21 protein-coding genes and 1 pseudogene are annotated in these 22,637 nt (G+C 40.0%); 21 read left to right on the top strand and 1 reads right to left on the bottom strand.

What is annotated here, in order from left to right; all coding sequences use genetic code 11:
* The 16 genes and pseudogenes from B5D30_RS11980 to B5D30_RS11925 form a co-directional block, all read left to right on the top strand.
* A pseudogene (locus tag B5D30_RS11980) lies at positions 1 to 315 on the top strand (xylose isomerase); the annotation flags it as partial.
* A 145-nt stretch (positions 316 to 460) separates the two neighbouring features.
* Positions 461 to 640, top strand: coding sequence for a hypothetical protein (locus tag B5D30_RS13300; RefSeq protein ID WP_144399604.1), 180 nt, complete (start codon positions 461 to 463; stop codon positions 638 to 640).
* Positions 641 to 786: 146 nt separating this feature from the next.
* On the top strand, positions 787 to 1,926 hold the full coding sequence (locus B5D30_RS11975) for a substrate-binding domain-containing protein (protein ID WP_078808309.1): 1,140 nt from the start codon (positions 787 to 789) through the stop codon (positions 1,924 to 1,926).
* Between the two features lie 79 nt (positions 1,927 to 2,005).
* Entirely contained in the window at positions 2,006 to 3,514 is a 1,509-nt protein-coding gene (locus B5D30_RS11970; RefSeq protein ID WP_078808311.1) for a sugar ABC transporter ATP-binding protein, read from the top strand.
* 84 nt (positions 3,515 to 3,598) lie between these two features.
* Entirely contained in the window at positions 3,599 to 4,810 is a 1,212-nt protein-coding gene (locus B5D30_RS11965) for an ABC transporter permease subunit (protein WP_078808308.1), read from the top strand.
* Positions 4,811 to 4,868: 58 nt separating this feature from the next.
* Positions 4,869 to 6,374, top strand: coding sequence for a sugar ABC transporter ATP-binding protein (locus B5D30_RS11960; protein WP_078808310.1), 1,506 nt, complete (start codon positions 4,869 to 4,871; stop codon positions 6,372 to 6,374).
* Between the two features lie 17 nt (positions 6,375 to 6,391).
* Complete coding sequence (locus tag B5D30_RS11955) at positions 6,392 to 7,360, top strand: ABC transporter permease (RefSeq protein ID WP_078808307.1); 969 nt, start codon at positions 6,392 to 6,394, stop codon at positions 7,358 to 7,360.
* 134 nt (positions 7,361 to 7,494) lie between these two features.
* The gene (locus B5D30_RS11950) at positions 7,495 to 8,517 is read left to right on the top strand and encodes a sugar ABC transporter substrate-binding protein (protein WP_078808306.1); all 1,023 of its coding nucleotides are present in this window, start codon (positions 7,495 to 7,497) and stop codon (positions 8,515 to 8,517) included.
* Positions 8,518 to 8,606: 89 nt separating this feature from the next.
* The gene (locus tag B5D30_RS11945) at positions 8,607 to 11,006 is read left to right on the top strand and encodes a phosphoketolase family protein (RefSeq protein WP_078808305.1); all 2,400 of its coding nucleotides are present in this window, start codon (positions 8,607 to 8,609) and stop codon (positions 11,004 to 11,006) included.
* Positions 11,007 to 11,122: 116 nt separating this feature from the next.
* A complete protein-coding gene (locus B5D30_RS11940) occupies positions 11,123 to 11,359 on the top strand; it encodes a hypothetical protein (RefSeq protein WP_078808304.1) in 237 nt (78 codons plus the stop codon).
* The gene (locus tag B5D30_RS11935) at positions 11,356 to 11,994 is read left to right on the top strand and encodes a ThuA domain-containing protein (protein WP_078808303.1); all 639 of its coding nucleotides are present in this window, start codon (positions 11,356 to 11,358) and stop codon (positions 11,992 to 11,994) included. The genes B5D30_RS11940 and B5D30_RS11935 overlap by 4 nt, the downstream gene beginning before the upstream one ends.
* Before the next feature lie 119 nt (positions 11,995 to 12,113).
* The gene (locus B5D30_RS14385; RefSeq protein ID WP_268802125.1) at positions 12,114 to 12,239 is read left to right on the top strand and encodes a hypothetical protein; all 126 of its coding nucleotides are present in this window, start codon (positions 12,114 to 12,116) and stop codon (positions 12,237 to 12,239) included.
* Positions 12,236 to 12,361 (top strand): hypothetical protein, encoded by a 126-nt coding sequence (locus B5D30_RS14380; RefSeq protein WP_268802124.1) that lies wholly within the window; start codon positions 12,236 to 12,238, stop codon positions 12,359 to 12,361. The genes B5D30_RS14385 and B5D30_RS14380 overlap by 4 nt, the downstream gene beginning before the upstream one ends.
* Positions 12,362 to 12,406: 45 nt before the next feature.
* The gene (locus B5D30_RS13295) at positions 12,407 to 12,613 is read left to right on the top strand and encodes a hypothetical protein (protein ID WP_144399603.1); all 207 of its coding nucleotides are present in this window, start codon (positions 12,407 to 12,409) and stop codon (positions 12,611 to 12,613) included.
* Between the two features lie 56 nt (positions 12,614 to 12,669).
* Entirely contained in the window at positions 12,670 to 14,166 is a 1,497-nt protein-coding gene (xylB, locus tag B5D30_RS11930) for a xylulokinase (protein WP_078808302.1), read from the top strand.
* A gap of 766 nt (positions 14,167 to 14,932) precedes the next feature.
* On the top strand, positions 14,933 to 16,561 hold the full coding sequence (locus B5D30_RS11925; protein ID WP_078808301.1) for a glycoside hydrolase family 43 protein: 1,629 nt from the start codon (positions 14,933 to 14,935) through the stop codon (positions 16,559 to 16,561).
* A gap of 175 nt (positions 16,562 to 16,736) precedes the next feature.
* Here B5D30_RS11925 and B5D30_RS11920 read toward each other — a convergent pair whose 3' ends face one another.
* Positions 16,737 to 17,174, bottom strand: a complete 438-nt coding sequence (locus B5D30_RS11920; protein ID WP_078808300.1) for a helix-turn-helix domain-containing protein — start codon at positions 17,172 to 17,174, stop codon at positions 16,737 to 16,739.
* Between the two features lie 484 nt (positions 17,175 to 17,658).
* Between B5D30_RS11920 and B5D30_RS11915 the strand changes: the two genes are divergently transcribed.
* The 5 genes from B5D30_RS11915 (at position 17,659) to B5D30_RS11900 (ending at position 22,558) form a co-directional block, all read left to right on the top strand.
* Positions 17,659 to 17,946, top strand: a complete 288-nt coding sequence (locus B5D30_RS11915) for a hypothetical protein (protein WP_159443322.1) — start codon at positions 17,659 to 17,661, stop codon at positions 17,944 to 17,946.
* Positions 17,927 to 18,304, top strand: a complete 378-nt coding sequence (locus tag B5D30_RS11910) for a hypothetical protein (RefSeq protein ID WP_078808298.1) — start codon at positions 17,927 to 17,929, stop codon at positions 18,302 to 18,304. The genes B5D30_RS11915 and B5D30_RS11910 overlap by 20 nt, the downstream gene beginning before the upstream one ends.
* Positions 18,305 to 18,573: 269 nt before the next feature.
* On the top strand, positions 18,574 to 21,393 hold the full coding sequence (uvrA, locus tag B5D30_RS11905; RefSeq protein ID WP_078808297.1) for an excinuclease ABC subunit UvrA: 2,820 nt from the start codon (positions 18,574 to 18,576) through the stop codon (positions 21,391 to 21,393).
* A 70-nt stretch (positions 21,394 to 21,463) separates the two neighbouring features.
* Positions 21,464 to 21,637, top strand: coding sequence for a hypothetical protein (locus B5D30_RS13855; protein WP_159443321.1), 174 nt, complete (start codon positions 21,464 to 21,466; stop codon positions 21,635 to 21,637).
* Between the two features lie 117 nt (positions 21,638 to 21,754).
* On the top strand, positions 21,755 to 22,558 hold the full coding sequence (locus B5D30_RS11900; RefSeq protein ID WP_078808296.1) for a MurR/RpiR family transcriptional regulator: 804 nt from the start codon (positions 21,755 to 21,757) through the stop codon (positions 22,556 to 22,558).
* Positions 22,559 to 22,637: the final 79 nt, after the last annotated feature.

The following is a 22,637-nucleotide window of genomic DNA, read 5'->3' as shown; positions in this document are numbered from 1 at the left end:
GGAATCAATTTTGATGCCAAAGTTCGCCGTACTTCATTTGAAATGGAAGATTTGTTCTTGGCACATATTGCAGGAATGGACACATTCGCAAGAGGATTGAAAGCTGCAGCGAAAATCGTTGAAGACAAATTCTTGGAAAATGTTGTCGACAAACGTTACGCAAGCTACAAAGAAGGTATTGGAAAATCAATCCTCGAAGGCAAAGAAGACTTCAAGAGCTTGACAGAATACTCACTGAAAAACGGACAAAATATAAAAATCGAATCAAGCCACATTGAATATGTGAAATCGAGATTGAATGATTATTTATTCTAGTCCGAAAAGCGAGCGGGGCGTTTAGGAGTTTGCGACAGCGAACCATGTCGTTTATTTACTCGCAACGCTAGTTGCGAGCGACATTGAGAGCAGTCGTCAAACTCCTGCCCCACGTAGCTAGACAACGAAAAGCGAGCGGGGTGTTTTGAAGTTTGTGGCATTGCGAACAGCCACCAGACTTCAGCACTTCACAGCTAGACAACGAAAAGCTAAGAGGGGCATTCAGGAGTTTTACGATAGTGTAAATAGCCGTAAAACTCCTGCCCGTCTAGCTAATGCAATCTATAAGAACTTCCTAAGAGACTTCAAAACAGGGGAATATTAACGTTTTATTGTTTCTAAGGTATAAGGGCAGGAATTATAAAAATGATATAGGGAACTCTAAAAATGAACGTGTTTTTTAGAGGTGTCTATATACCGAATGCAAACGCTTTTAACGGAGTGAGAACAAAAAAATGGAGGAATCTCATCATGAAAGTATTAAAAAAGGGTCTATTTGTATTATTTATTGGGGTTTTAGTGACTGCTTTATCTGCTTGTAGTGGAAGTCGTAAAGGTAGTGGAAGTAGTGGCAACTCGTCCGCACAAAAGGGTGATTTGGTTTCCATTTCCTTGCCAGAGCAATATTTGGCTCGCTGGCCAAAAGAAGGTGGCGAAATCAAAAAGGCGATTGAAAAAGCTGGATATAAAGCGGACGTTACATTTGCCAATGGTTCGACTGCACAACAATCTTCTGATATTGAAAATGCGGTCAATAAAGGGGCGAAAGTCGTGATTGTTTGTCCAATTGATGGTGCGGCGGTAGGGCCTGCGGTAGAAAAAGCTCGAGATGCTGGAGCAAAAGTTATTTCATATGACCGTTTGATTATGAATACGAAGGCAGTTGACTACTATGCGACTTTCCAATTAGTCGAAGTTGGGAAAAAACAAGCTCAGTATATTGAGTACAAACTCGGTTTGAAAGACGGAGCGAAAGGGCCGTTCAACATTGAAGTATTTGCAGGTTCTCCTGATGATAACAATGCAAAATATTTCTTCCAAGGAGCTTGGAGTGTGTTGCAACCGTATTTTGAAAGTGGCGTGTTGAAATCTCCTTCTGGCAAGGTGACGAAAGATTTCAAAGAAAAAGATTGGCAAAGTATTGGGATTGACGGTTGGAAACAGCAAAAAGCAATGGACGAAATGGATGCTCGCTTGACCAAATATGCAGGAGACGTGAAACTCAATGCCGTTCTCGCACCAAATGATGCGGTAGCTCGTGGGGTAATTGAGGCGATTTCTGGTAAATTCTCCGAGACAGAATGGCCGTTTATCACTGGGCAAGATGCCGAAGATGCCTCACTTAGTTTGATAAACAACGGCAAACAAGGTTCAACGATTTGGAAAGATACACGTGAGTTGGCAACGAAAACAGCTGAAATTACGATTGAATTGCTAAAAGGCAATGATCCGAAAACGGATGACACGATGAACAACGACATTATCGACGTGCCGTCCTTCCTACTCGAACCGAAATTGGTTACCAAAGAAGGTGAAAAGGATATGCCGTCTTCTGTTAGTCTTGCAGAATTGGTGAAATCAGGATACACCACAGAAGATAAGATTAAGTAATTCAGTATAACGTGCGGGGGGAATCCCCCGCATGAATGAAAAGGGGGAATAAAAATTGCACGAGAAAACCATATTAGAAATGCGTAATGTGCGAAAAACATTTGGGCCAGTTGTTGCATTGGATCAAGTGGATTTACTTGTAAAAGAACAGGAAATTCATGCGATTTGTGGTGAAAATGGTGCTGGGAAGTCTACCTTGATGAATGTCTTGTCTGGTGTTTATCCTTACGGAAGTTATTCTGGGGAAATTGATTATGACGGCAAAGTTCGCCAATTTAAAAATTTGCGTGATTCTGAAAAAGAAGGAATCGTCATTATTCATCAAGAGTTGGCACTCATTCCTTATCTTTCCATTATGGAAAATATTTTCCTTGGCAACGAACAAGTGGAAAGAGGCAGTATTAACTGGGATAAGACGAAGGAAAAAGCAATTGAGCTAATGGATCGTGTTGGTTTGGATGCTGACCCTGAAGAATTGATTGTCAATATCGGTGTCGGTAAACAGCAACTCGTGGAAATTGCCAAAGCAATGGCAAAAGATGTTCGCCTGCTGATTTTGGACGAACCAACTGCCGCACTTAACGAGGACGATTCGGAACATTTGCTAGGATTGATTCGCAATTTGCGTGACAATAACGGGATTACAGCGATTATCATCAGCCACAAACTCAATGAAATTGCAGCAATTGCTGACATGGTGACGGTCATTCGTGACGGGAAATCCATTTCCAAAATCGAAATCACGGAAACTTCTCCGCTTGATGAGGACAAATTGATTGCCGACATGGTAGGACGTAGCCTAGAGGCTCGTTATCCTGAGCATAAACGAAACGAAGATGGTGAGGTGATTTTCGAGACGATTGATTGGACGGTTTACCACAACGAAGACACGCATCGCTTGGTCAATGACAAGGTGAATATCCAAGTGAAAGCTGGAGAAATCATTGGTATTGCAGGACTTATGGGAAGTGGACGGACGGAATTTGCCATGAGCGTATTCGGAAAGAGCTATGGTAGCAAAATTCAAGGAACACTTCGTTTGAACGGCAAAGAGGTCAATTTGAAAAATGTGGGACAAGCGATTCATCACAAACTTGCTTATGTTTCAGAAGACAGGAAAGTGTACGGTTTGAATCTTATCTCTACGATTCGAGAAAACACGACATTATCGAACTTGAACGATTTGCTCAAAGGATTTTCGATTGATAGAGAAAAGGAAAAAGCGATTGCTGAGAAATATCGAAAGGAATTGCGAACAAAATCTGCCTCGATTGAGTCGAAATGTTCAGAGCTGTCTGGTGGAAATCAGCAAAAAGTTGTTTTATCCAAATGGATTTACACCAATCCAGATATTATGATTTTAGACGAGCCTACTCGTGGAATTGACGTTGGGGCGAAGTATGAAATTTACGAAATCATTCACAAATTGGCAGATCAAGGAAAAGCCATTATCGTTATCTCATCAGAATTGCCAGAGCTTTTGGGGATTTCCGATAGAGTTTACACAATGGCAGAAGGAAAAGTGACGGCAAATCTAGTCAATGATGATTTGACACAAGATGATTTGATGAAGAAAATGACTGCTTAAAGGAGTTTGTAGCAAACTTCTACAAAAAAAGAGCGTAGCAAAGCTCAGGGGGAAAGCGAGCTTGTTAACGTGAGGAGGACAATCATGGAAAAAACAAACACAGCACCACAGACGGCAAATAGCGAAATGAAAAGCGTGGTGGATAAATTAAAAGGTAATTTTAGCCAATATGGAATTGTGGTGGCATTGCTTGTCATTATCGCCTTCTTCCAAGTGGCGACTGGAGGCTTGCTTTTAGCTCCTAACTCGCTTGTTGCCTTGGTTCAACAAAATACCTATGTTTTTGTACTGGCAATCGGTATGGTAATGGTTATTGTGGCAACGCATATTGATTTATCGGTCGGCTCTCAAGTCGCTTTTGTCGGCGGGATTGCTGCCATTCTCATGTCGCATTTACCTGCAAATCTTTGGTTTTTAAGTATTCCAATTTGTATTTTTGTCGGTATTCTTATCGGGATTTGGCAAGGGTTCTGGGTGGCATATGTCGGCATACCGGGGTTTATTGTAACGCTCGCAGGAATGTTGCTGTTTCGAGGATTTGCCACAGTATTAGTTGGTGAAAGTGTGCCAGTTCGTAGTGAAGGGTTCAAATTTATCACTAAAGGGTATTTGCCAAATATTTTCGGTTTTGCAGGTAATTTGGACGTTTTGACTTTGGTCATTGGTGCAATTATCATTGGCTGGTTCGGCTATTCACAAGTAAAAACATTCAAAAAATCAACGAATAACGACCCTTTTATGTTTGTTGGAATTAAAATTGCGTTGTTTACGTTGATTGTAGGATACATCACTTACTTGTTTGCCAATAGTGGAAACGAGGAAATGGGTGGTATTCCGATTACGCTTGTACTTGTAGCATTTCTTGTAGCGATTTACACTTTTATCATGGGTAGAACGAAATTTGGTCGCCACATTTACGCTGTTGGTGGCAATAGAAAAGCTGCGGTATTGAGCGGGATTGATGCGAAAAAGGTAGATTTCAAAGTATTCATTCACATGGGTGTTCTAGCTGCTATTGCTGCAATTGCCATGCTCTCACGTCTTGCTTCAGCCTCAGCACAAACAGGTGACGGATTTGAACTTGATGCGATTGCTGCCTGCTTTATTGGTGGGGTAGCAGTAAGTGGTGGTGTCGGAAAAATTCCAAATGCAATGATTGGTGCCTTAGTGATGGGTGTCCTCAACCAAGGACTTTCAATTATGGGTGTTTCATCTGCATGGGTAAAAGCAATAAAAGGGATTGTTTTGTTAGTCGCTGTCGCATTAGATGTTTACTCTAAGCGGAAAAAAGCATAACAAAAATTGGTGATACGGGTATTATTTAGGGGAAATTTTAAAGAAAGTTGGTTTGAAAATGAGCCAAGAAATCTTGTTTTCAATGGAAAACATTGAGAAAAGTTTTGGCCCTGTTCACGTGCTGAAAAAAGCAAATTTAGAAGTGAAAAAGGGCGAAATTCACGCTTTTATGGGTGAAAATGGAGCTGGTAAATCAACTCTGATGAACATTTTAGCAGGCTTGCTTGAAAAAGATGCGGGAAAAATCATTTTTGAAGGACGTGAAATTCCTAAAATGACCGCCAATTTGGCAACAGAATTAGGCATTGCATTTGTTCATCAAGAGTTGAATTTGGCGGAAGATTTATCTGTCGCTGAAAATGTATTTATCGGGCGACTTCCGTATAAAAATCAATTACTAGGTTTGGTTGATTACAAAAAATTATACGAACAGACGCAATCACTACTCAATATGATTGGAGCGAAAGTTTCACCCAACGAGATAGTGAGCAAACTTTCTACTGCTAATAAACAGCTAGTAGAAATTTGTAAAGCATTGACATTGAATGCAAAGGTCATCATTTTTGATGAGCCGACCACAGCTTTGAGTGATAAGGATGTGGAAGTGTTATTTATTATTATCCGAAGACTAAAAGAAAAAGGTGTTTCAAGCATTTATATTTCTCATAGAATGAAAGAGATTTTTGAGCTGGGCGAGCGAATTACCATTATGCGTGATGGTGAATATATTGCCACCGAAAAAGTCAAAAGTCTTTCAGAAGATGAGATTATTTCCATGCTTGTAGGTCGTGAAATAAAAGATTTATATCCAAAAGAGCCGACTGAAATTGGCAGTACCTACCTAGAGGTGAAAGATTTATCCGACAAAGTAGGGAAAGTGAAAAACGTGAGCTTTCAAGCAAGACGTGGTGAAGTGCTAGGCTTTGCAGGCTTGGTTGGTAGCGGAAGAACGGAAACTTTGCGGTTGATTTTTGGAGCAGATAGAGCAGTGAGTGGCAAGATTTTTGTCAATCAAAAGGAAGTGAAAATAAAATCTCCAAATGATGCGATTTCTAGCGGGATTTGTTTACTGACGGAAGATAGAAAACGTCAAGGTCTCTTGCTCAATTTGTCGATAAAGGACAATATCAATCTGACCAATCTGAAAAACTTTGTTTTAAATCAAAAATCTCTAACGGATACCTCCAATCGTTTTATCAAGGAGGTTAATATCAAAACGAACAACATGAACAATCCTGTCTCTAGCTTGTCTGGTGGAAATCAGCAAAAAGTAGTGCTGGCGAAATGGTTGAATACAGATAATGAAATTTACATTTTTGATGAACCGACCAAAGGTATTGACGTGGGAGCGAAATCAGAAATCTACAATATCATCAATCATTTGGCGTTACAAGGAAAAACAGTTTTGATTGTTTCATCTGAAATTCCTGAATTGCTCGGGATTTGCGATCGTATTCAAGTTTTCCATGAAGGGAAAATTACAGGGGAAATAGATGTTTCTTCTTTTGAATCGAAACAAGATGAGGCTCAAGAGCTGATTATGAAATACGCTACGGCTAGTTAGAGAAAGGACATAGAGAAATGGAAAATAGTAGAAAAAAATTAAATCTTAAAGAATTGTTCATGAATTATTCGGTGTATCTCGTTTTGGCTGTTTTAGTAATTTATTTCACGATTGCAAATGAGGACTTTTTAAGCACATACAATATTGAGAACTTTTTACAACAAATTCCTCCTGTTGGCATTTTAACAGTTGCGTATGCAATGATTTTGATTTGTGGGTATGTTGATTTGTCGATTGGTTATGTGGCGATGGCAAGCGGAATGATTGGTTTATACGCATCAAATGCAGGACTTCCTGCACCCATTGTGATTTTGATAAGCCTTGCAGTAGGTGCCACACTTGGTGTGGTCAATGCACTATTAATTAAAAAATTCGATTTGCCTTCGTTTATCTTAACGCTCGGGACAAGTTATGTGATTAAGGGAATGTTAGGATTTTTTACAGACGAACAGTTTATCGGTTCGGACAAAGAATGGTTTAACAAACTAGCAAAAACCCCTATTTTTTCAGAAATACTCAAGAGCAATGCGTTAATTTTCATTGCGATTATTGCCGTATTTGTTTTCATCATGAAAAAAACGAGACTTGGAAAGTACACGTATGCGGTAGGAAGTAACCAAGAGGCTTCACGACTTTCAGGAATTAATACAGATTTGCACGTTGTGAAAATCTTCGTTATCGAGGGGATTCTTGCAGCAATCGCTGGTTTATTGATTGTTTCCAACTTAAATGGCGGTGCCTCAAAAGATGCGAACGGACTTGATTTGTTTGCAATGGCAGCGGCAATTATGGGCGGAACTTCCTTTAGCGGAGGAATCGGTACAATAGGCGGAGCTGTCGCAGGGATTTTGACCTTACAGGTCTTTAAAAACGGTTTGACGTTAATGGGTGTCAATTCATTCTTGCAAGACACGGTAACAGGTGTTGTTATTATTCTTGCAATTATTATTGACTATATCAAACGGAAAACAAGCCAAAATTCGTAAAGGGAATACGGGGATTTCTAAAGCGAAGTGATTTCCTCGGGTTTCTTGGAATTTCTTGCGATGAATTTTAGAATACCCCCTAACGAGATGAAAATTCATCTCAATATTTACACATAGAAAGTAGGATAATAAAGATGAAAAAAATCACAAAAGTTGTATTGGTAGCAATGCTTTTCACGCTAGTAGCTCTAACAGGTTGCTCAAAAGGTGGGGATAGTGCAGGTGGAGATAAGAAAAAAACACTCTATTTTATCCCAATTGTTGACACAGGTGCTTATTGGAATCCGATGAAAAAAGGTGCAGAAGATGCAGCGAAAGAATTGGGCTATACGTTGGTTACCAAAACATCACCTTCAGCAGAACCAAGTAAAAAAGAAAAACACATTGGTTTCATTAAAGAGGCGACAGCAAAAGGAGTGGCAGGAATTGCCATTGCACCAATTGAGAAAAAGGCTTTTGTTGACCCAATCAAAGCAGCAATGGATAAAAAAGTGCCAGTTATCACATTTGATGCAGATTTGGAAAATAAATCAGACCGTACAGCTTATGTAGGAACGGATAATGTTTCAGCAGGGAAAGAGCTAGGAGTGCAGGCGGCAAAAGAAATGAAAGAAAAAGGAATTACCAAAGGATCTATTGCCATTGTCTGCGTTGATGTAGCTCAGCCGACAATGATTGACCGTGAAAAAGGGTTGAAAGAAGGCTTTGAAGAAGTTTATGGAAGTGAGGCGAAAAACTTCAAATTCCTTGCAACGATTCAAGATAACGACCAACCAAGTGAGTCTAAAAAACAACTAGAAGGGTACATTTCAGCGAATAAAGACTTGGTTACAGTATTTTCTCTAGGAAGTGAAGGCCCTGACGTTGGAGTTATGAGTGCTATTGAATCACAAGGGAAATCTGGCAAAATTCTTCATTATGGATTTGACTATACAGATACATGGTTAAAAGGGGTAAGCGACGGACGTATCACCGCCATCGTTGACCAAGATGCTTACCAAATTGGCTACCAAGTAATTGAAAATCTAGTAAAAGCAATCAAAGGCGAAACACTCGAGCCAACTATTCCAATTGATGTAAAATACGTCAAAGCAGCCGACCTAGAGGCATATGGCAAAGAGAAAAGTAAAATCAAAACAAGTGAAACGGATAAATAAAATTTATAAGGGTACCTCTAAAAACTCCGTTTAATCCAAAACTAGCAATTTAGGATAAGTGCGAGTTTTTAGAGTTGCTATAAACTAACATGAAAAAAACAAAAAAAGAGGAGAACGTAATGACAGATTACAATTCAAAAGAGTATTTAAACAAAGTAGATGAATGGTGGCGTGCAGCGAATTATATTGCAGTTGCACAGATGTATTTGAAAGACAATCCTTTATTAAAAAAGGAGATTCAAGAGGATGATGTGAAAATTCATCCAATCGGACATTGGGGAACGATTGCAGGACAAAACTTTATTTATGCTCATTTGAATCGTGCAATTAATAAGTATGACTTGAATATGTTTTACATTGAAGGACCGGGACATGGCGGGCAAGTCATGGTGGCAAATTCATATATTGACGGAAGTTATACCGAGATTTACCCAGAAATCACACAAGATGAGGCTGGGTTGAAAAAACTTTGCAAAATTTTCTCATTCCCAGGAGGGATTGCCTCCCATGCGGCACCAGAAACACCCGGGTCAATTCATGAGGGAGGAGAATTAGGGTACTCTCTTTCTCATGCAACAGGAGCGATTTTGGATAATCCAGATGTGATTGCAGCAACAGTTGTCGGTGACGGCGAGGCAGAAACAGGTCCACTAGCGGCGGGGTGGTTTTCAAATGTGTTTATCAATCCTGTAACGGACGGAGCAGTTTTGCCAATTCTTTACTTGAACGGTGGAAAAATTTCCAATCCGACGATTTTAGAGCGTAAAAGTGATGAAGAATTAACACAATATTTTGCTGGTCTAGGCTGGGAGGCGTTGTTTGTTTCTGGGACAAACCCAGATGTCGTTCACACGCAAATGGCAGAGCAAACCGATTTAGCAATCGAAAAAATCAAAGCAATTCAAAAAGAGGCACGTGCGAAGTCAGCCGAAGTAGCGACGTTGCCAACATGGCCTGTTTTAATCGTTCGCACACCAAAAGGGTGGACAGGGCCTGCCTCTTGGGCTGGTGAGCCGATAGAGGGAGGATTTAGAGCACATCAAGTGCCAATTCCAGTAGATGCTCATCACATGGAGCATATCTCATCCCTAGTAGAATGGCTAAAATCGTACCGTCCAGAAGAATTATTTGATGAAAATGGTACGGTAAAAGAAAGTATTCGTGCCATTTCACCAAAAGGTGACAAGAGAATGTCTACAAACCCAATTACTAACGGGGGAATTGATCCGAAACCGTTGAAAATTGCGGATTGGAAAAAACACGCATTAACATTTGCCAAACCGGGTGAAAAAATAGCACAAGATATGATTGAATTTGGGAATTTTGCACGAGATTTGATTGTGGACAATCCAGACAATTTCCGTATTTTTGGCCCAGATGAAACAAAATCAAATCGCTTGAACAAAGTCTTTGAAGTGACAAACCGTCAATGGTTAGGTGGAGAAGATAAGGCTTATGATGAATGGATTTCGCCTGTGGGACGTGTAATTGACTCTCAACTTTCAGAACACCAGTGTGAAGGATTTTTAGAGGGATATGTTTTGACAGGTCGTCATGGTTTCTTCGCAAGTTATGAGGCGTTCTTGAGAGTGGTAGACTCCATGATTACCCAGCATTTCAAATGGTTGAGAAAAGCAAAAGAGCAAACTTGGAGAAAGCAATATCCGTCACTGAATTTAATTGCGACTTCCACCGTGTTCCAACAAGATCATAACGGCTATACACATCAAGATCCGGGATTGTTGACACATTTGGCAGAGAAAAAACCAGAGTTTATCCGTGAATATTTACCAGCAGATACGAACACTATGTTAGCTGTAATGGCGGAGGCTTTGTCGAGTGAAGAATTGATTAACCTAATCGTCTGCTCCAAACATCCACGTCCGCAGTTTTATTCAGCAGATGAGGCAGAAATTTTGGTGAAAGAGGGCTTGAAAATAATTGATTGGGCATCAACGACTACCTCTGATGAAGAACCAGATGTGGTACTTGTTGCCTCAGGTACCGAGCCAAACCTTGAGGCACTTGCGGCGGTAACGATTTTGAACAAGGCATTCCCAAGTTTGAAAATTCGTTTCATCAATGTGTTAGACATTTTGAAATTACGTCATCCGTCCGTTGACCCTCGTGGTTTATCAGATGAAGAATTTGACAACTATTTCACGAAAGAAAAACCAGTCATCTTCTGTTACCACGGTTATGAGGGCATGATTCGTGACATTTTCTTCAATCGCAACAATCATAACTTGTATATTCATGGTTATCGTGAAAATGGAGATATTACAACACCATTTGATATGCGTGTATTCTCAGAAATGGATCGTTTCCACGTAGCTCAAGATGCGGCAAATGCAGTGTACGGAAACGCAGCAAGTGAATTTTCACAAAAAATGGATGATACGATTGCCTTCCACCACAGCTACATTCGTGAGCATGGCTTAGATATTCCAGAAGTGGAAAATTGGACTTGGGAAGATTTGATTAAGTAATCGATTTGGCACACCTCCTGAAAAGCCAAATTGGTGATGTATAAGGCATATTCTCTCTATTTGATTTTCAGGTAGAGAGAATATGTATTTAAAAGCGAACGAGAAAAGGAGCGAGCATGAAGAAAATAAATACTCATTTATCCAAATACACCCACCACAATGATCAAGAACTAGAAGAAATTTATCGCCATTTGCTAGAGAAAAAAGAAGTAGACAAAATCAAAAACAACGTTCTTTTCCAAGCAAAATTGATTACTACAAAGTTGACGAATAAAGAAAAAGCACTTTATCCTCCGCAAAATTGGGAGGTTTGTAGGAAAATCAAGGCGATTTCTGAGGTGGAAAAACAATGAAGAACATCGCTTGTTTTTTAGGGGATTTTTACCATGCTCATGATGATTATTTGACTTTTCTCCGTGAGGTTTTGGAAAATCAACCAGACATTGAGCTGACAGATTATCCTTTAGCTGATTTGGGGCGAATTTTAGAAGAAAAACCAGATTTGATAATTTTTTCTTTGGAAAATCGCTTAAACCCAGAAGAACGCAACGTTTTAACATGGCTAACGGATGAGCTTGATGAAAAAATAGAACAATTTGTAGCACAAGGAGGCGCATGGCTTGCACTTCATGCAGGAATGAGTTGTTATCCTGAAAACTCTAAGTATATTCATTCAGTTTTAAAAGGATATTTTGTAGAACATTTTGAGCAGACAATTGTGCATTATGAGGAAAGTGGAAAAGAGCGTTTTTCATTTTTAGACGAGCATTATTTCGTCAATGTTCAAGAAAAAGAAACAACAATTTTGATGAGAAGTTCTTCCAATCAAGGAAAATCAATCGCACTCTGGCGACACGAATACTTTGACGGCAAAGTGGTATGCTACACCCCAACTCATACACAAGAGGGCTTTAAAGACAAAGCAAATCAAAAGGAACTATTAATACAAATCCTGTGGTGTATAGAAAAGCTGCGAGGGGCGTTCTGAAGTTTGCAACAGCGAACCATGTCGTTTATTTAATCGCAACGTCAGTTGCGATCGACATTGTGAGCAGTTGCCAAACTTCAGCCCCTCGCAGCTAGACACAGAAAAGCGAGCGGGGCGTTTTGAAGTCTGTGGTAGCGAGCCGTGCCGTTTACTTGCTTGAAACGAAGTTTCAAGCGGCACTGCGAACAGCCACCAGACTTCAGCCCCTCGCCGCTAGACAAAGAAAAGCGAGCGGGGCGTTTTGAAACTTGTCGCAGTGAGCCACAGCATTTACTTGCTTGAAACGAAGTTTCAAGTGCTGTTGCGAACAGCGACCAAGTTTCAGCCCCTCGTAGCTAGACACAGAAAAGCGAGCGGGGCGTTCTGAAGTTTGCAACAGTGAGCCATGTCGTTTATTTAATCGCAACGTCAGTTGCGATCGACATTGCGAACAGTTGCCAAACTTCAGCCCCTCGCAGCTAGACATAGAAAAGCTACGAGGGGCGGTCAGGGGTTTGTCGCAGTGAGCCACAGCATTTACTTGCTGGAAACGCAGTTTCCAGTGCTGTTGCGAACAGCGACCGAGCATTTTGAAGTCTATCTAAGAAAAATTCTCAAAAGACAAATAATCATGAAATAAAAAAACAGAAAAGACTTCGAGCGTTTCCGAAAGAAACGAGAAGAGAGGAGAAAAAAATGAGCTATGTATTAGGTTTAGATTTAGGAACAAGCTCGCTAAAGGGCTTATTAGTAGACAAATCTGGAAAAGTGATTTTAAGTAAATCAGCAGACTATCCGCTTGAAAGTATAAAGGCGGGATATAGCGAGCAAGACCCACAACACTGGGTAGAGGCAGCTTGGAAAGTATTGAAAGCAATGATACAGGAATTACCAGAAATGAAAGAAAAACTTGAGGGGATTAGTTTTTCAGGGCAAATGCACAGTCTTGTGTTAGTAGATGAACATCAAAAAGTGCTACGCAACGCGATTTTGTGGAATGATGTTCGCACAAGCAAACAATGTGAAGAAATTACTCAAAAATGTGGTGAAGTTTTGCTGAAAAGCACGAAAAATATTGCTTTAGAAGGATTTACATTGCCAAAAATTCTTTGGGTGCAAGAGCAAGAACCAGAAATTTGGGCGAAAGCGGAAAAATTTATGCTACCAAAGGATTATTTAGCATTTTATTTGACGGGGAATATCCAAATGGACTACTCAGATGCAGCGGGAACATTGCTTTTAGATGTGGAAAACCGTGTGTGGTCAACAGAAATCATGGAGACGTTTGGCATTTCAGAAAGTTTCATGCCAGAATTAGTAGAATCTGCTGGTTTTCGTGGGAATTTATTACCCGAGCTAAAAGAAACGCTTGGTTTTACTCGTGACGTGAAAATTTTCGGTGGCGGAGCAGACAATGCGTGTGCAGCTCTTGGAGTAGGGATTGTCTCCGAGGGAATTGGTTTATGTTCAATCGGGACGAGTGGTGTTTTTCTAAGCGTAGAAGAAACTGCCGAAAAAGACTACCAAGGAAAACTTCATTTATTCAATCACGTTTTAGCGAATACTTATTATTCTATGGGTGTAACGTTAGCTGCTGGGAACAGTCTTAGTTGGTTTAAAAATACATTTGCGAAAGATTTAACATTTGAGGCAATGTTAAAAGACGTGGCTACGGTAAACGTTGGAAGTGACGGCTTGATTTTCACTCCTTATATTGTTGGCGAGCGAACACCTCATGTCGATAGCCAAATTCGTGGTAGTTTTATCGGGATTGATACACATCATGAGTTAAAACATTTTGCCCGCAGTGTGCTAGAGGGAATTACATTCTCGCTCAAAGATTCTCAAAATCTAATGGAAAATGTTGCCAACAAACAGTTTAGCAAAATCGTTTCAGTCGGTGGCGGGGCGAAAAATAAAGAATGGTTGCAAATGCAAGCAGATATTTTCAATGCCAAAATTACAACCCTAACAGCTGAGCAAGGACCGGGGCTTGGTGCGTGTATGTTGGCGGCACTAGGCTGTGGCTGGTTTGAAAATGTAGAAGAATGTGTCACTACATTTGTCGCCTACAGCGAAGAAATCCACCCAATTCCAGAAAATGTAGTAAAATATCAACAAGTATATGAGCTCTACAAAAAAGCTTACCCTGCAACAAAAGAACTAACCCACCAATTACAAGAAAACCTTTAGAAAAGAAAAGCGAGAGAGGCGTTTTGAAGTCTGTGGTAGTGAGCCGTGCCGTTTACTTGCTACTACACTTCGTTTCGCATACAGTCTTTCTAAGAATCAAAGATTCTTGAAAGACTAGCATCAAAACGCAAGTTTCGAGCGGCACTGCGAACATCCACCAGACTTCAGCCCCTCGTAGCTAGACAGAGAAAAGCAGAGAGGGGTGTTCAGGGGTTTGTCGCAGTGAGCCACAGCATTTACTTGCTGGAAACGTAGTTTCCAGTGCTGTTGCGAACAGCGACCCAACCCCTGCCCCTCATAGCTAGACAAAGAAAAGCGAGAGGGGCGTTTTGAAGTCTGCAACAGTGAACCATGTCGTTTATATACTGCTACACTTCGTTTCGCATACAGTCTTTCTAAGAATCAAAGATTCTTGAAAGACTAGCATCGAAACGCAAGTTTCGAGCGGCACTGCGAACAGTTGCCAGACTTCAGCCCCTCGTAGCTAGACAGAGAAAAGCTGTGAGGGGCGTTCAGGGGTTTGTCGCAGTGAGCCACAGCATTTACTTGCTGGAAACGTAGTTTCCAGTGCTGTTGCGAACAGCGACCCAACCCCTGCCCCTCATAGCTAGACAGAGAAAAGCGATTGGGGCGTTTTGAAGTCTGCAACAGTGAACCATGTCGTTTATTTAATCGCAACGTCAGTTGCGATCGACATTGCGAACAGTTGCCAAACTTCAGCCCCTCGTAGCTAGACAAAGAAATGAGAAGAAAGGTGCGTAACTATATGCAAATAAAAAATCCTGTTTTATCTGGTTTTCATGCAGATCCGTCGATTATTCGAGTGGACGATACGTATTATATCGCCAATTCCACTTTTGAATGGTTTCCTGGAGTTCGTTTGCACGAGTCAAAAGATTTAGTCCATTGGAATTTACTTCCCTCACCTTTGAGAGAAGTGAGTTTCCTTGACATGAAGGGAAATGCTTCCTCTGGCGGTATTTGGGCACCTGATTTGTCCTATGCGGACGGAAAATTTTGGCTAGTTTATACAGATGTCAAAGTAGTTGAAGGAGCATTTAAAGATATGACCAACTACTTGACGACAGCAGAAGATATTCGTGGACCGTGGAGCAAGCCGATTAAGCTCAATGGTGTAGGTTTTGATGCCTCTCTTTTCCATGATGACAACGGAAGAAAATATCTCGTTCAGCAAACATGGGATCATAGAGAGTATCATCATCCGTTTGACGGAATTACATTAACAGAATTTGATACAAATACCATGAAACTCCTGCCCAAAACGGCTAGAACAATTTTTGCAGGAACCGAGGTGAAATTGGTCGAGGGCCCTCATTTATACAAAATAAATGGCTACTATTATTTATTTGCCGCAGAAGGAGGCACAGTTTTTACACATCAAGAAGTAGTCGCCAGATCTAAGAGTTTGGACGTTCTCTCTTTTGAAGTAGAGCCAAATGGTCCATTTCTCACCAATTTTGACACCCCACATTCCTATTTGCAAAAACAAGGACATGGGGCGTTGGTTGATACACCAAGTGGGGAGTGGTATTATGCCTCGCTTGTTTCTCGCCCGTGGCATAAGGAGAATGAATCAGCGGTAGACCCACGTGGGTGGTCGACTTTAGGACGTGAAACGTCCATTCAAAAAGTGGAATGGGATAGTGAGGGGTGGCCTAGAATTGTTGGCGGTCATGGTGGAAAGACGTTTGTTGAGGCACCAAAAGATGCGATTTTGACATTGACGGCTGACAATCATTCGCAGCATGATGAATTTGACACTCCAACGCTAGATGAAAACTGGAATACTTTGCGTGTTCCATTTAACGAAGAAATGGGAAGTGTTGGCAACGGTCAATTAACCCTTATCGGTCGTGGTAGCTTGAGCAATCTGCATGAGCTTTCACTTATCGCACGTCGTCACCAAACTTTCTACTTTGACGCACAAACCAAGGTGAAATTTGAGCCATTTTCTTATCAACAAATGGCAGGTTTGACCAATTATTACAATGATAAACATTGGTCATTTGTCTTTATCACGTGGAACGAGCAAAATGGTGCAGTCATTGAGGTTGCACAAAACAATCGTGGAGTTTATACAAGTTATCTAAAAGAAAAAGCAATCCCGATTCCAGAGGGGGTAGAGTATGTTTGGTTTAAGACAAAAGTCCGCAAACAAACGTACACTTATGAATATTCATTTGACGGCACGCTTTGGCAAGAAATTCCAGTTACGCTTGATATGTCTATTCTTTCAGATGACTATGTATTGCAAAGCTATGGAGGCTTTTTCACAGGAGCATTTGTAGGTTTAGCAGCAGTTGATTACACAGGATATGAAACCCCTGCTACTTTTGATTTTTTTGATTACCATGAATATGGTGATGAGAAATAGAGGGGAAATAATGTCAAGTATAGGAATATATAAGGTGTTAGATTTTTTGTTTGAGAACTGATAAAAAATTAATCACTCTTAAAAAAAGCCCTTGAAAGTTTTTCAAGGGCTTTTTTTAGGTCGACTATAGTTTGACAACTATTGCAGAACATGAATGATAGTATATCGAATAGGTTCAGTTAGAATTTAGTTCTTTAGCGAGTTCAAGCAATTCAGTGAATTTATCAATTTCTGTAGTTGTTAGCGTTGAGAGTAGACTGAACAGTTTAAAATGTGTTGCTAAGTCAGTATTAGGTACTGGATTGTTCAACTGAAATAATTCATTTCCCTCTCTTGAGTTGCTATACATCGGATTTTTCTCAACGGGCGGAAGTTCAAGATTTGCGTCAATAATTCTATCGTCGGTTAAGTCTTCTAAGGAAAGATCTAAGGTATCAGCAACTTTATCTATTATTTTTTGGTTAGGTTTTTGACGTCCATTTTCCCAAGAAGAGATGTTGGAAGGTGCTATATCTAATAGTTTGGCAAGTGCAATCTGAGATAGTTTCTTTTCTTCTCTAGCACGAGTAATATTTCTAGCAAAGTAAGTATTTCGTTTAGGATTTGCTGCCATGTGTGTTCACCTCTGTTATGATTTAATTATTCTATACCTACTATACCAAAGAATATTAGAAAATTCAATAGTTGCATTATTGTTCTATTGAAGAGGGGAAAACAACTATAGAATAAGAAAACATCAGTATCACTAGACTTTCCTATAATAATATTTGTTAAAGAGAAGGTGGATTAAGGGGGGATATTGTGTTAAGAAGTAGGTCGGTGTGAATGTTGATATGAGGTTTTTTCTAAAGAGGTCGTTTTTTTATTGTCGTTGTGTATGTAGAGCAACCAATAAACAAAGCTACTCCTCAACTGTGACTTCCTATTTTTTTCTACATAGGCAACAAAACTCTTGACAAAAAAACTACACATATAGCATCATTGGTTTAACCTGTTGAAAAAGGGGTGTAGGCAACTGGCCGTCGGATGTGAAATGGTACTGTTCTTCGAGAAGGTGAAAATGATTGAAAGGGAAGATGGAGTATGGGTGTAGTTGTATGATATCAAGAATAAGGAGTTGCACTATAGGTCCTTTTTGCGTGGCTATTTCCCTGCTACACATTGTGACGAATATGGCTATTGTTGATAGTTGTTGTAATTATGATATGAGGAAAAAGTATGTAGAAAAGAAGAAAGGGGTAAAAATGAATAGACAAAAAATAAAAGAGTACTACAACAGACTAAAGAAACGTATTTTTGTAGCTCAAGTTATTAAAAACTCTGATAAAGAGAATATTATCGAAAATAGAAACGGAGGGAAACCAGATGAAAGAGGAAATCATTAAGCTTATAATTAGTTCTGTAATAACTAGTGTAATAACTAGTGTAATAACTAGTGTAATTTCAGGGGTGAGTTCTCCTAGTTCTCGTAAGTTAGAAATAACAAGTGATTCAATTGAAATTCGCCAAATACGTGATAGGTTTGTTATAAGTCTAGATAATATGACTTCGGATGGAAGAGAGTTTACAATTGATGTAGATGAAAAAGTAACTACTATAACAACAGGAAATTATAAAAAGCCTGAATTAGAGTTTTCTATTTGTGGAAAAAGGAAAGTGAAATATGTATATGTTATTAATGTAAAGTTAATAATGTTGTTTCGAAGGAGAAAAGAGAGAGACAAGAAAAAATCAAAGAGATAAAAAAGATTATTGAAAGTATAAAGGTGCAGAACCTTTGTCTATCTTCTAATTGCCTAAGTTGTCATTTTTTAGGGAAATAAAACAACACCCGCATAAAATCAGTTTTCTCCCTGATTTTATGCGGTTTTTGTGAAAAAACCAAGAATAAACCAACTCCCTAGTTTTCTTCAAAAATTCCCTAAACCGAATCTCCCCCTTTTTACAATAGAATAGTTTATAATTAGACTACGAATATTTATAAAAGATATAGATAAAAACAGGAGGGTGACATGGCGAACGATAAAATTATTATTCATGGTGCAAGAGCACATAATTTGAAAAATATAGATGTGGAAATTCCACGCGAGAAAATGGTAGTAGTTACGGGACTTTCTGGTAGCGGGAAAAGTTCTTTAGCTTTTGATACGCTTTATGCAGAGGGGCAACGGAGGTATGTGGAAAGTTTGTCAGCATACGCACGTCAATTTTTAGGGCAAATGGATAAACCAGATGTCGATGCGATTGACGGACTTTCGCCTGCGATTTCGATTGACCAAAAAACTACAAGCAGAAATCCCCGCTCAACTGTCGGAACAGTGACGGAAATCAACGATTATCTGCGACTTTTGTACGCAAGAGTTGGACATCCTATTTGCCCAAATGACAATACAGAAATTTCTTCACAATCTATTGAGCAAATGGTTGACAAAATCATGGAAATGCCTGAAAAAAGTAGGATTCAAATTCTTGCTCCAATTGTCAAAGGAAAAAAAGGTCAACACAAAAAAGTGTTTGAGCTTGTGCAAAAAGAAGGGTACGTGCGTGTACGTGTCAACGGAGAAGTGCTTGATGTATCGGACGCTCCAGAGCTTGACAAAAACAAAACGCACAATATTGAAATTGTCATTGACCGTATTGTCGTAAAAGACGGTATCCGCAGTCGATTGTTTGACTCTGTTGAGGCGGCAGCTCGTTTGGCGGACGGTTATGTACTAGTGCAAGAGGTGTCAACGAATGAAGAAATGCTCTTTAGCGAACATTTTTCTTGCCCGATTTGTAATTTTACCGTTGGCGAATTAGAGCCACGTCTGTTTAGTTTCAATGCTCCTTACGGTGCGTGTCCTGATTGTGACGGTTTGGGTGCGAAACTTGCGATTGATATGGATTTGATTTTGCCAGATGAGACGCTTACGCTTGCAGAAGGGGCAATTGTACCGTGGAGTTCTTCTGCGAGTGAGTACAATTTTGCTATGCTAGAGCAGGCAATGGCAACTTTCGGTGTCGATATGAATACCCCGTGGAAAAAGATGAAGAAAAAGGACAGAGATTTGGTGCTACATGGCAACAATGAAAAATTCCATTTCACCTACATGGGAGGATTCGGTTTGACCGACCGTGATATTGTGTTTGAAGGAGTTTTGAAACAAATTGACCGCAGATTTCATGAGACGAGTAGCGATTTCATTCGTGATAGCTTGCGAAAATTTATGACAGAATTGCCTTGTGAAACGTGTGCAGGTTTGCGTTTGAATCCACAAGCCTTGAGCGTGAAAGTCAACGATCAAAATATCGCACAAATCAGCACGCTTTCAGTTACTCATGCGTTAGAATTTTTCAGCGATATTCCGCTAAGTGAAAAGGAACAAGTCATTGCTCGCCCGATTTTGAAAGAAGTCAATGACCGTTTGACGTTTTTGCAAAATGTCGGTTTAGATTATTTGACCCTTTCTCGTGCAGCAGGTACGCTTTCTGGTGGCGAGGCACAACGGATTCGTTTGGCAACGCAAATCGGCTCCAATCTTTCGGGTGTGTTGTATATTTTAGATGAGCCGTCTATTGGTTTACATCAGCGGGACAATGATCGCCTGATTGCCAGTCTGAAAAAAATGCGTGATTTGGGAAATACTTTGATTATTGTTGAGCATGATGAAGATACGATGCGTGAGGCGGATTATTTAATTGATGTAGGACCGGGTGCAGGTGCGGCAGGTGGTGAAATTGTTTCAGCAGGGACACCAGAGGCGGTAGCACGTGATGAACATTCTTTGACAGGGCAATATTTGTCTGGGAAAAAGAAAATTGCTACTCCAAGCGTTCGCCGTAAAGGCAATGGTGAAAAAATTCGTTTGACAGGTGCAAGTGAAAACAATTTGAAAAATATTAGCGTAGATTTTCCACTCGGGACGTTTACCGCAGTGACAGGAGTTTCTGGCTCAGGGAAATCAACATTGGTCAATCAAATTTTGAAAAAAGCACTGGCACAAAAAATCAATCGAAATTCTGAAAAACCGGGGAAATACAAAACAATTAAAGGCTATGAAAGTATTGAAAAACTCATTGATATTGACCAAAGTCCAATCGGTCGAACGCCAAGAAGTAACCCAGCCACGTACACAAGTGTGTTTGACGATATTCGTGGCCTATTTGCCCAAACGAACGAGGCAAAAGTGAGAGGGTATCAAAAAGGACGCTTTTCGTTCAACGTAAAAGGTGGACGTTGTGAGGCTTGTCGAGGAGACGGGATTATCAAAATCGAGATGAATTTCTTGCCAGACGTGTATGTTCCGTGCGAAGTTTGTCATGGAAAACGATACAATTCTGAAACGCTTGAAGTGCATTATAAAGGGAAGAACATCTCGGACGTTCTCGATATGACTGTCGAAGTCGCACTTGAATTTTTCGAGCATATCCCGAAAATTCACCGCAAACTTCAAACGATTGTCGACGTAGGGCTTGGATATGTTACGCTTGGTCAGCCTGCAACGACCCTTTCAGGTGGTGAAGCACAACGGATGAAATTAGCAAGTGAATTACATCGCATTTCAAACGGTAAAAGTCTATACATTTTAGACGAACCAACCACAGGACTCCACACGGATGATATTGCACGCCTGCTTTTAGTGCTAAATAGGCTCGTAGAAAAAGGCAACACGGTATTAGTCATTGAGCATAATTTAGACGTAATAAAATATGCCGACCATATCATCGACCTCGGTCCAGAAGGCGGCGAAGGAGGCGGAACAATTCTTGCCACAGGAACACCTGAAAAAATTGCAAAAGTGAAAGAAAGCTATACAGGACAATATTTGAAAAAGATTTTGGGGAAGTAAAGAAAGGCTAAGAGGGGCGTTTTGAAGTTTGCAACAGTGAGCCATGTCGTTTATTTAATCGCAACGTCAGTTGCGATCGACATTGCGAACAGTTGCCAGACTTCAGCCCCTCGTAGCTAGACAAAGAAAAGCTAAAAGGGGCGTTTTGAAGTCTGTGGCAGTGAGCCGTGCCGTTTACTTGATCGAAACGCAAGTTTCGATCGGCACTGCGAACAGCCACCAGACTTCAGCCCCTCGTAGCTAGACAAAGAATGGATAAAACAAGAGGACGAAGGGAAATTTGTCCTCTTGTTTTTTTGTGAAATCTTTTTAAGAAAAAAGCTGTTATAATATGGGTAAACAAGTGTAAAAAGGGGAAATCATGACACAAAGAGTGAATAGCCGAGTATATGTTAAATTGACAGAATATCTATTTAGGTGCTTAAAAGCAGATGTTAATTATAGTATTGCCAAAGTATTGATTGAACGAATTGAGGAATTTCCAGATATTTATATCGAAGAAATTGCTTTTCATGCTAGGACAACGCCAGCAAGCGTGACCAAGTTCTGCAAAAGATTAGGCTATCCTAGCTTTAAAGATATGCGAACAGATATAGGAGAATATAGCAAAATTCATTTACTCGATGATTTTCAATCACTTACCAATCCAGACGAATTGATAGAGTATTTTCTTGAAAAAGATAGAGAAGTGGAAGAATTTATTTTGGAGCATTTGGATAAAACGCAGTGCGAAAGAATCGCTCAAACTCTTTCTACTCAAAAGAAAATTGCTGTTTTAGGTAGCACGTACTCCGCTAGTAATGTCAATTTATTTCGAGAGCTATTTAGTCAAGAAAATTTCATTGTCTACGAAATACATCGTAGAACAGAAAAAGAGCTATTAAGGCAAATTTTACATGAGGTAGATGCAGTGTTTGTCATTAGTTTAACGGGAGAATGGGTAAAGGAAAACCTTGATTTGTTGCTGGAAAACAAATCTCTTTCAAGCTATATTTTGACCTATCAGCCAAAGCAAGAAATATCCGAGTGTTTCACCGAAGTTATTTCCTTTCAAGCGTTTGATTTTTCCATGTCCTCCAGTTTTTACTCGCAAAAAATCATTCGTCTTTGGGTGGTACTTTTAAACATTTATATGGTCACCTCTAAAAACTCGCACTTATCCTAAATTGCTAGTTTTCCGTTTTTCTTCGTCAATCTCCTCAACCTTGTCTAGCTCCGAAGTGCAGGAGTTTGGCAACTGTTCG

The sequence above is a fragment of the Pilibacter termitis genome (genome assembly GCF_900167335.1).
Lineage (GTDB): Bacteria > Bacillota > Bacilli > Lactobacillales > Streptococcaceae > Pilibacter > Pilibacter termitis.
Note: the sequence above shows the minus strand (reverse complement) of the source record. Positions and strands in the feature narration are given on the sequence as shown.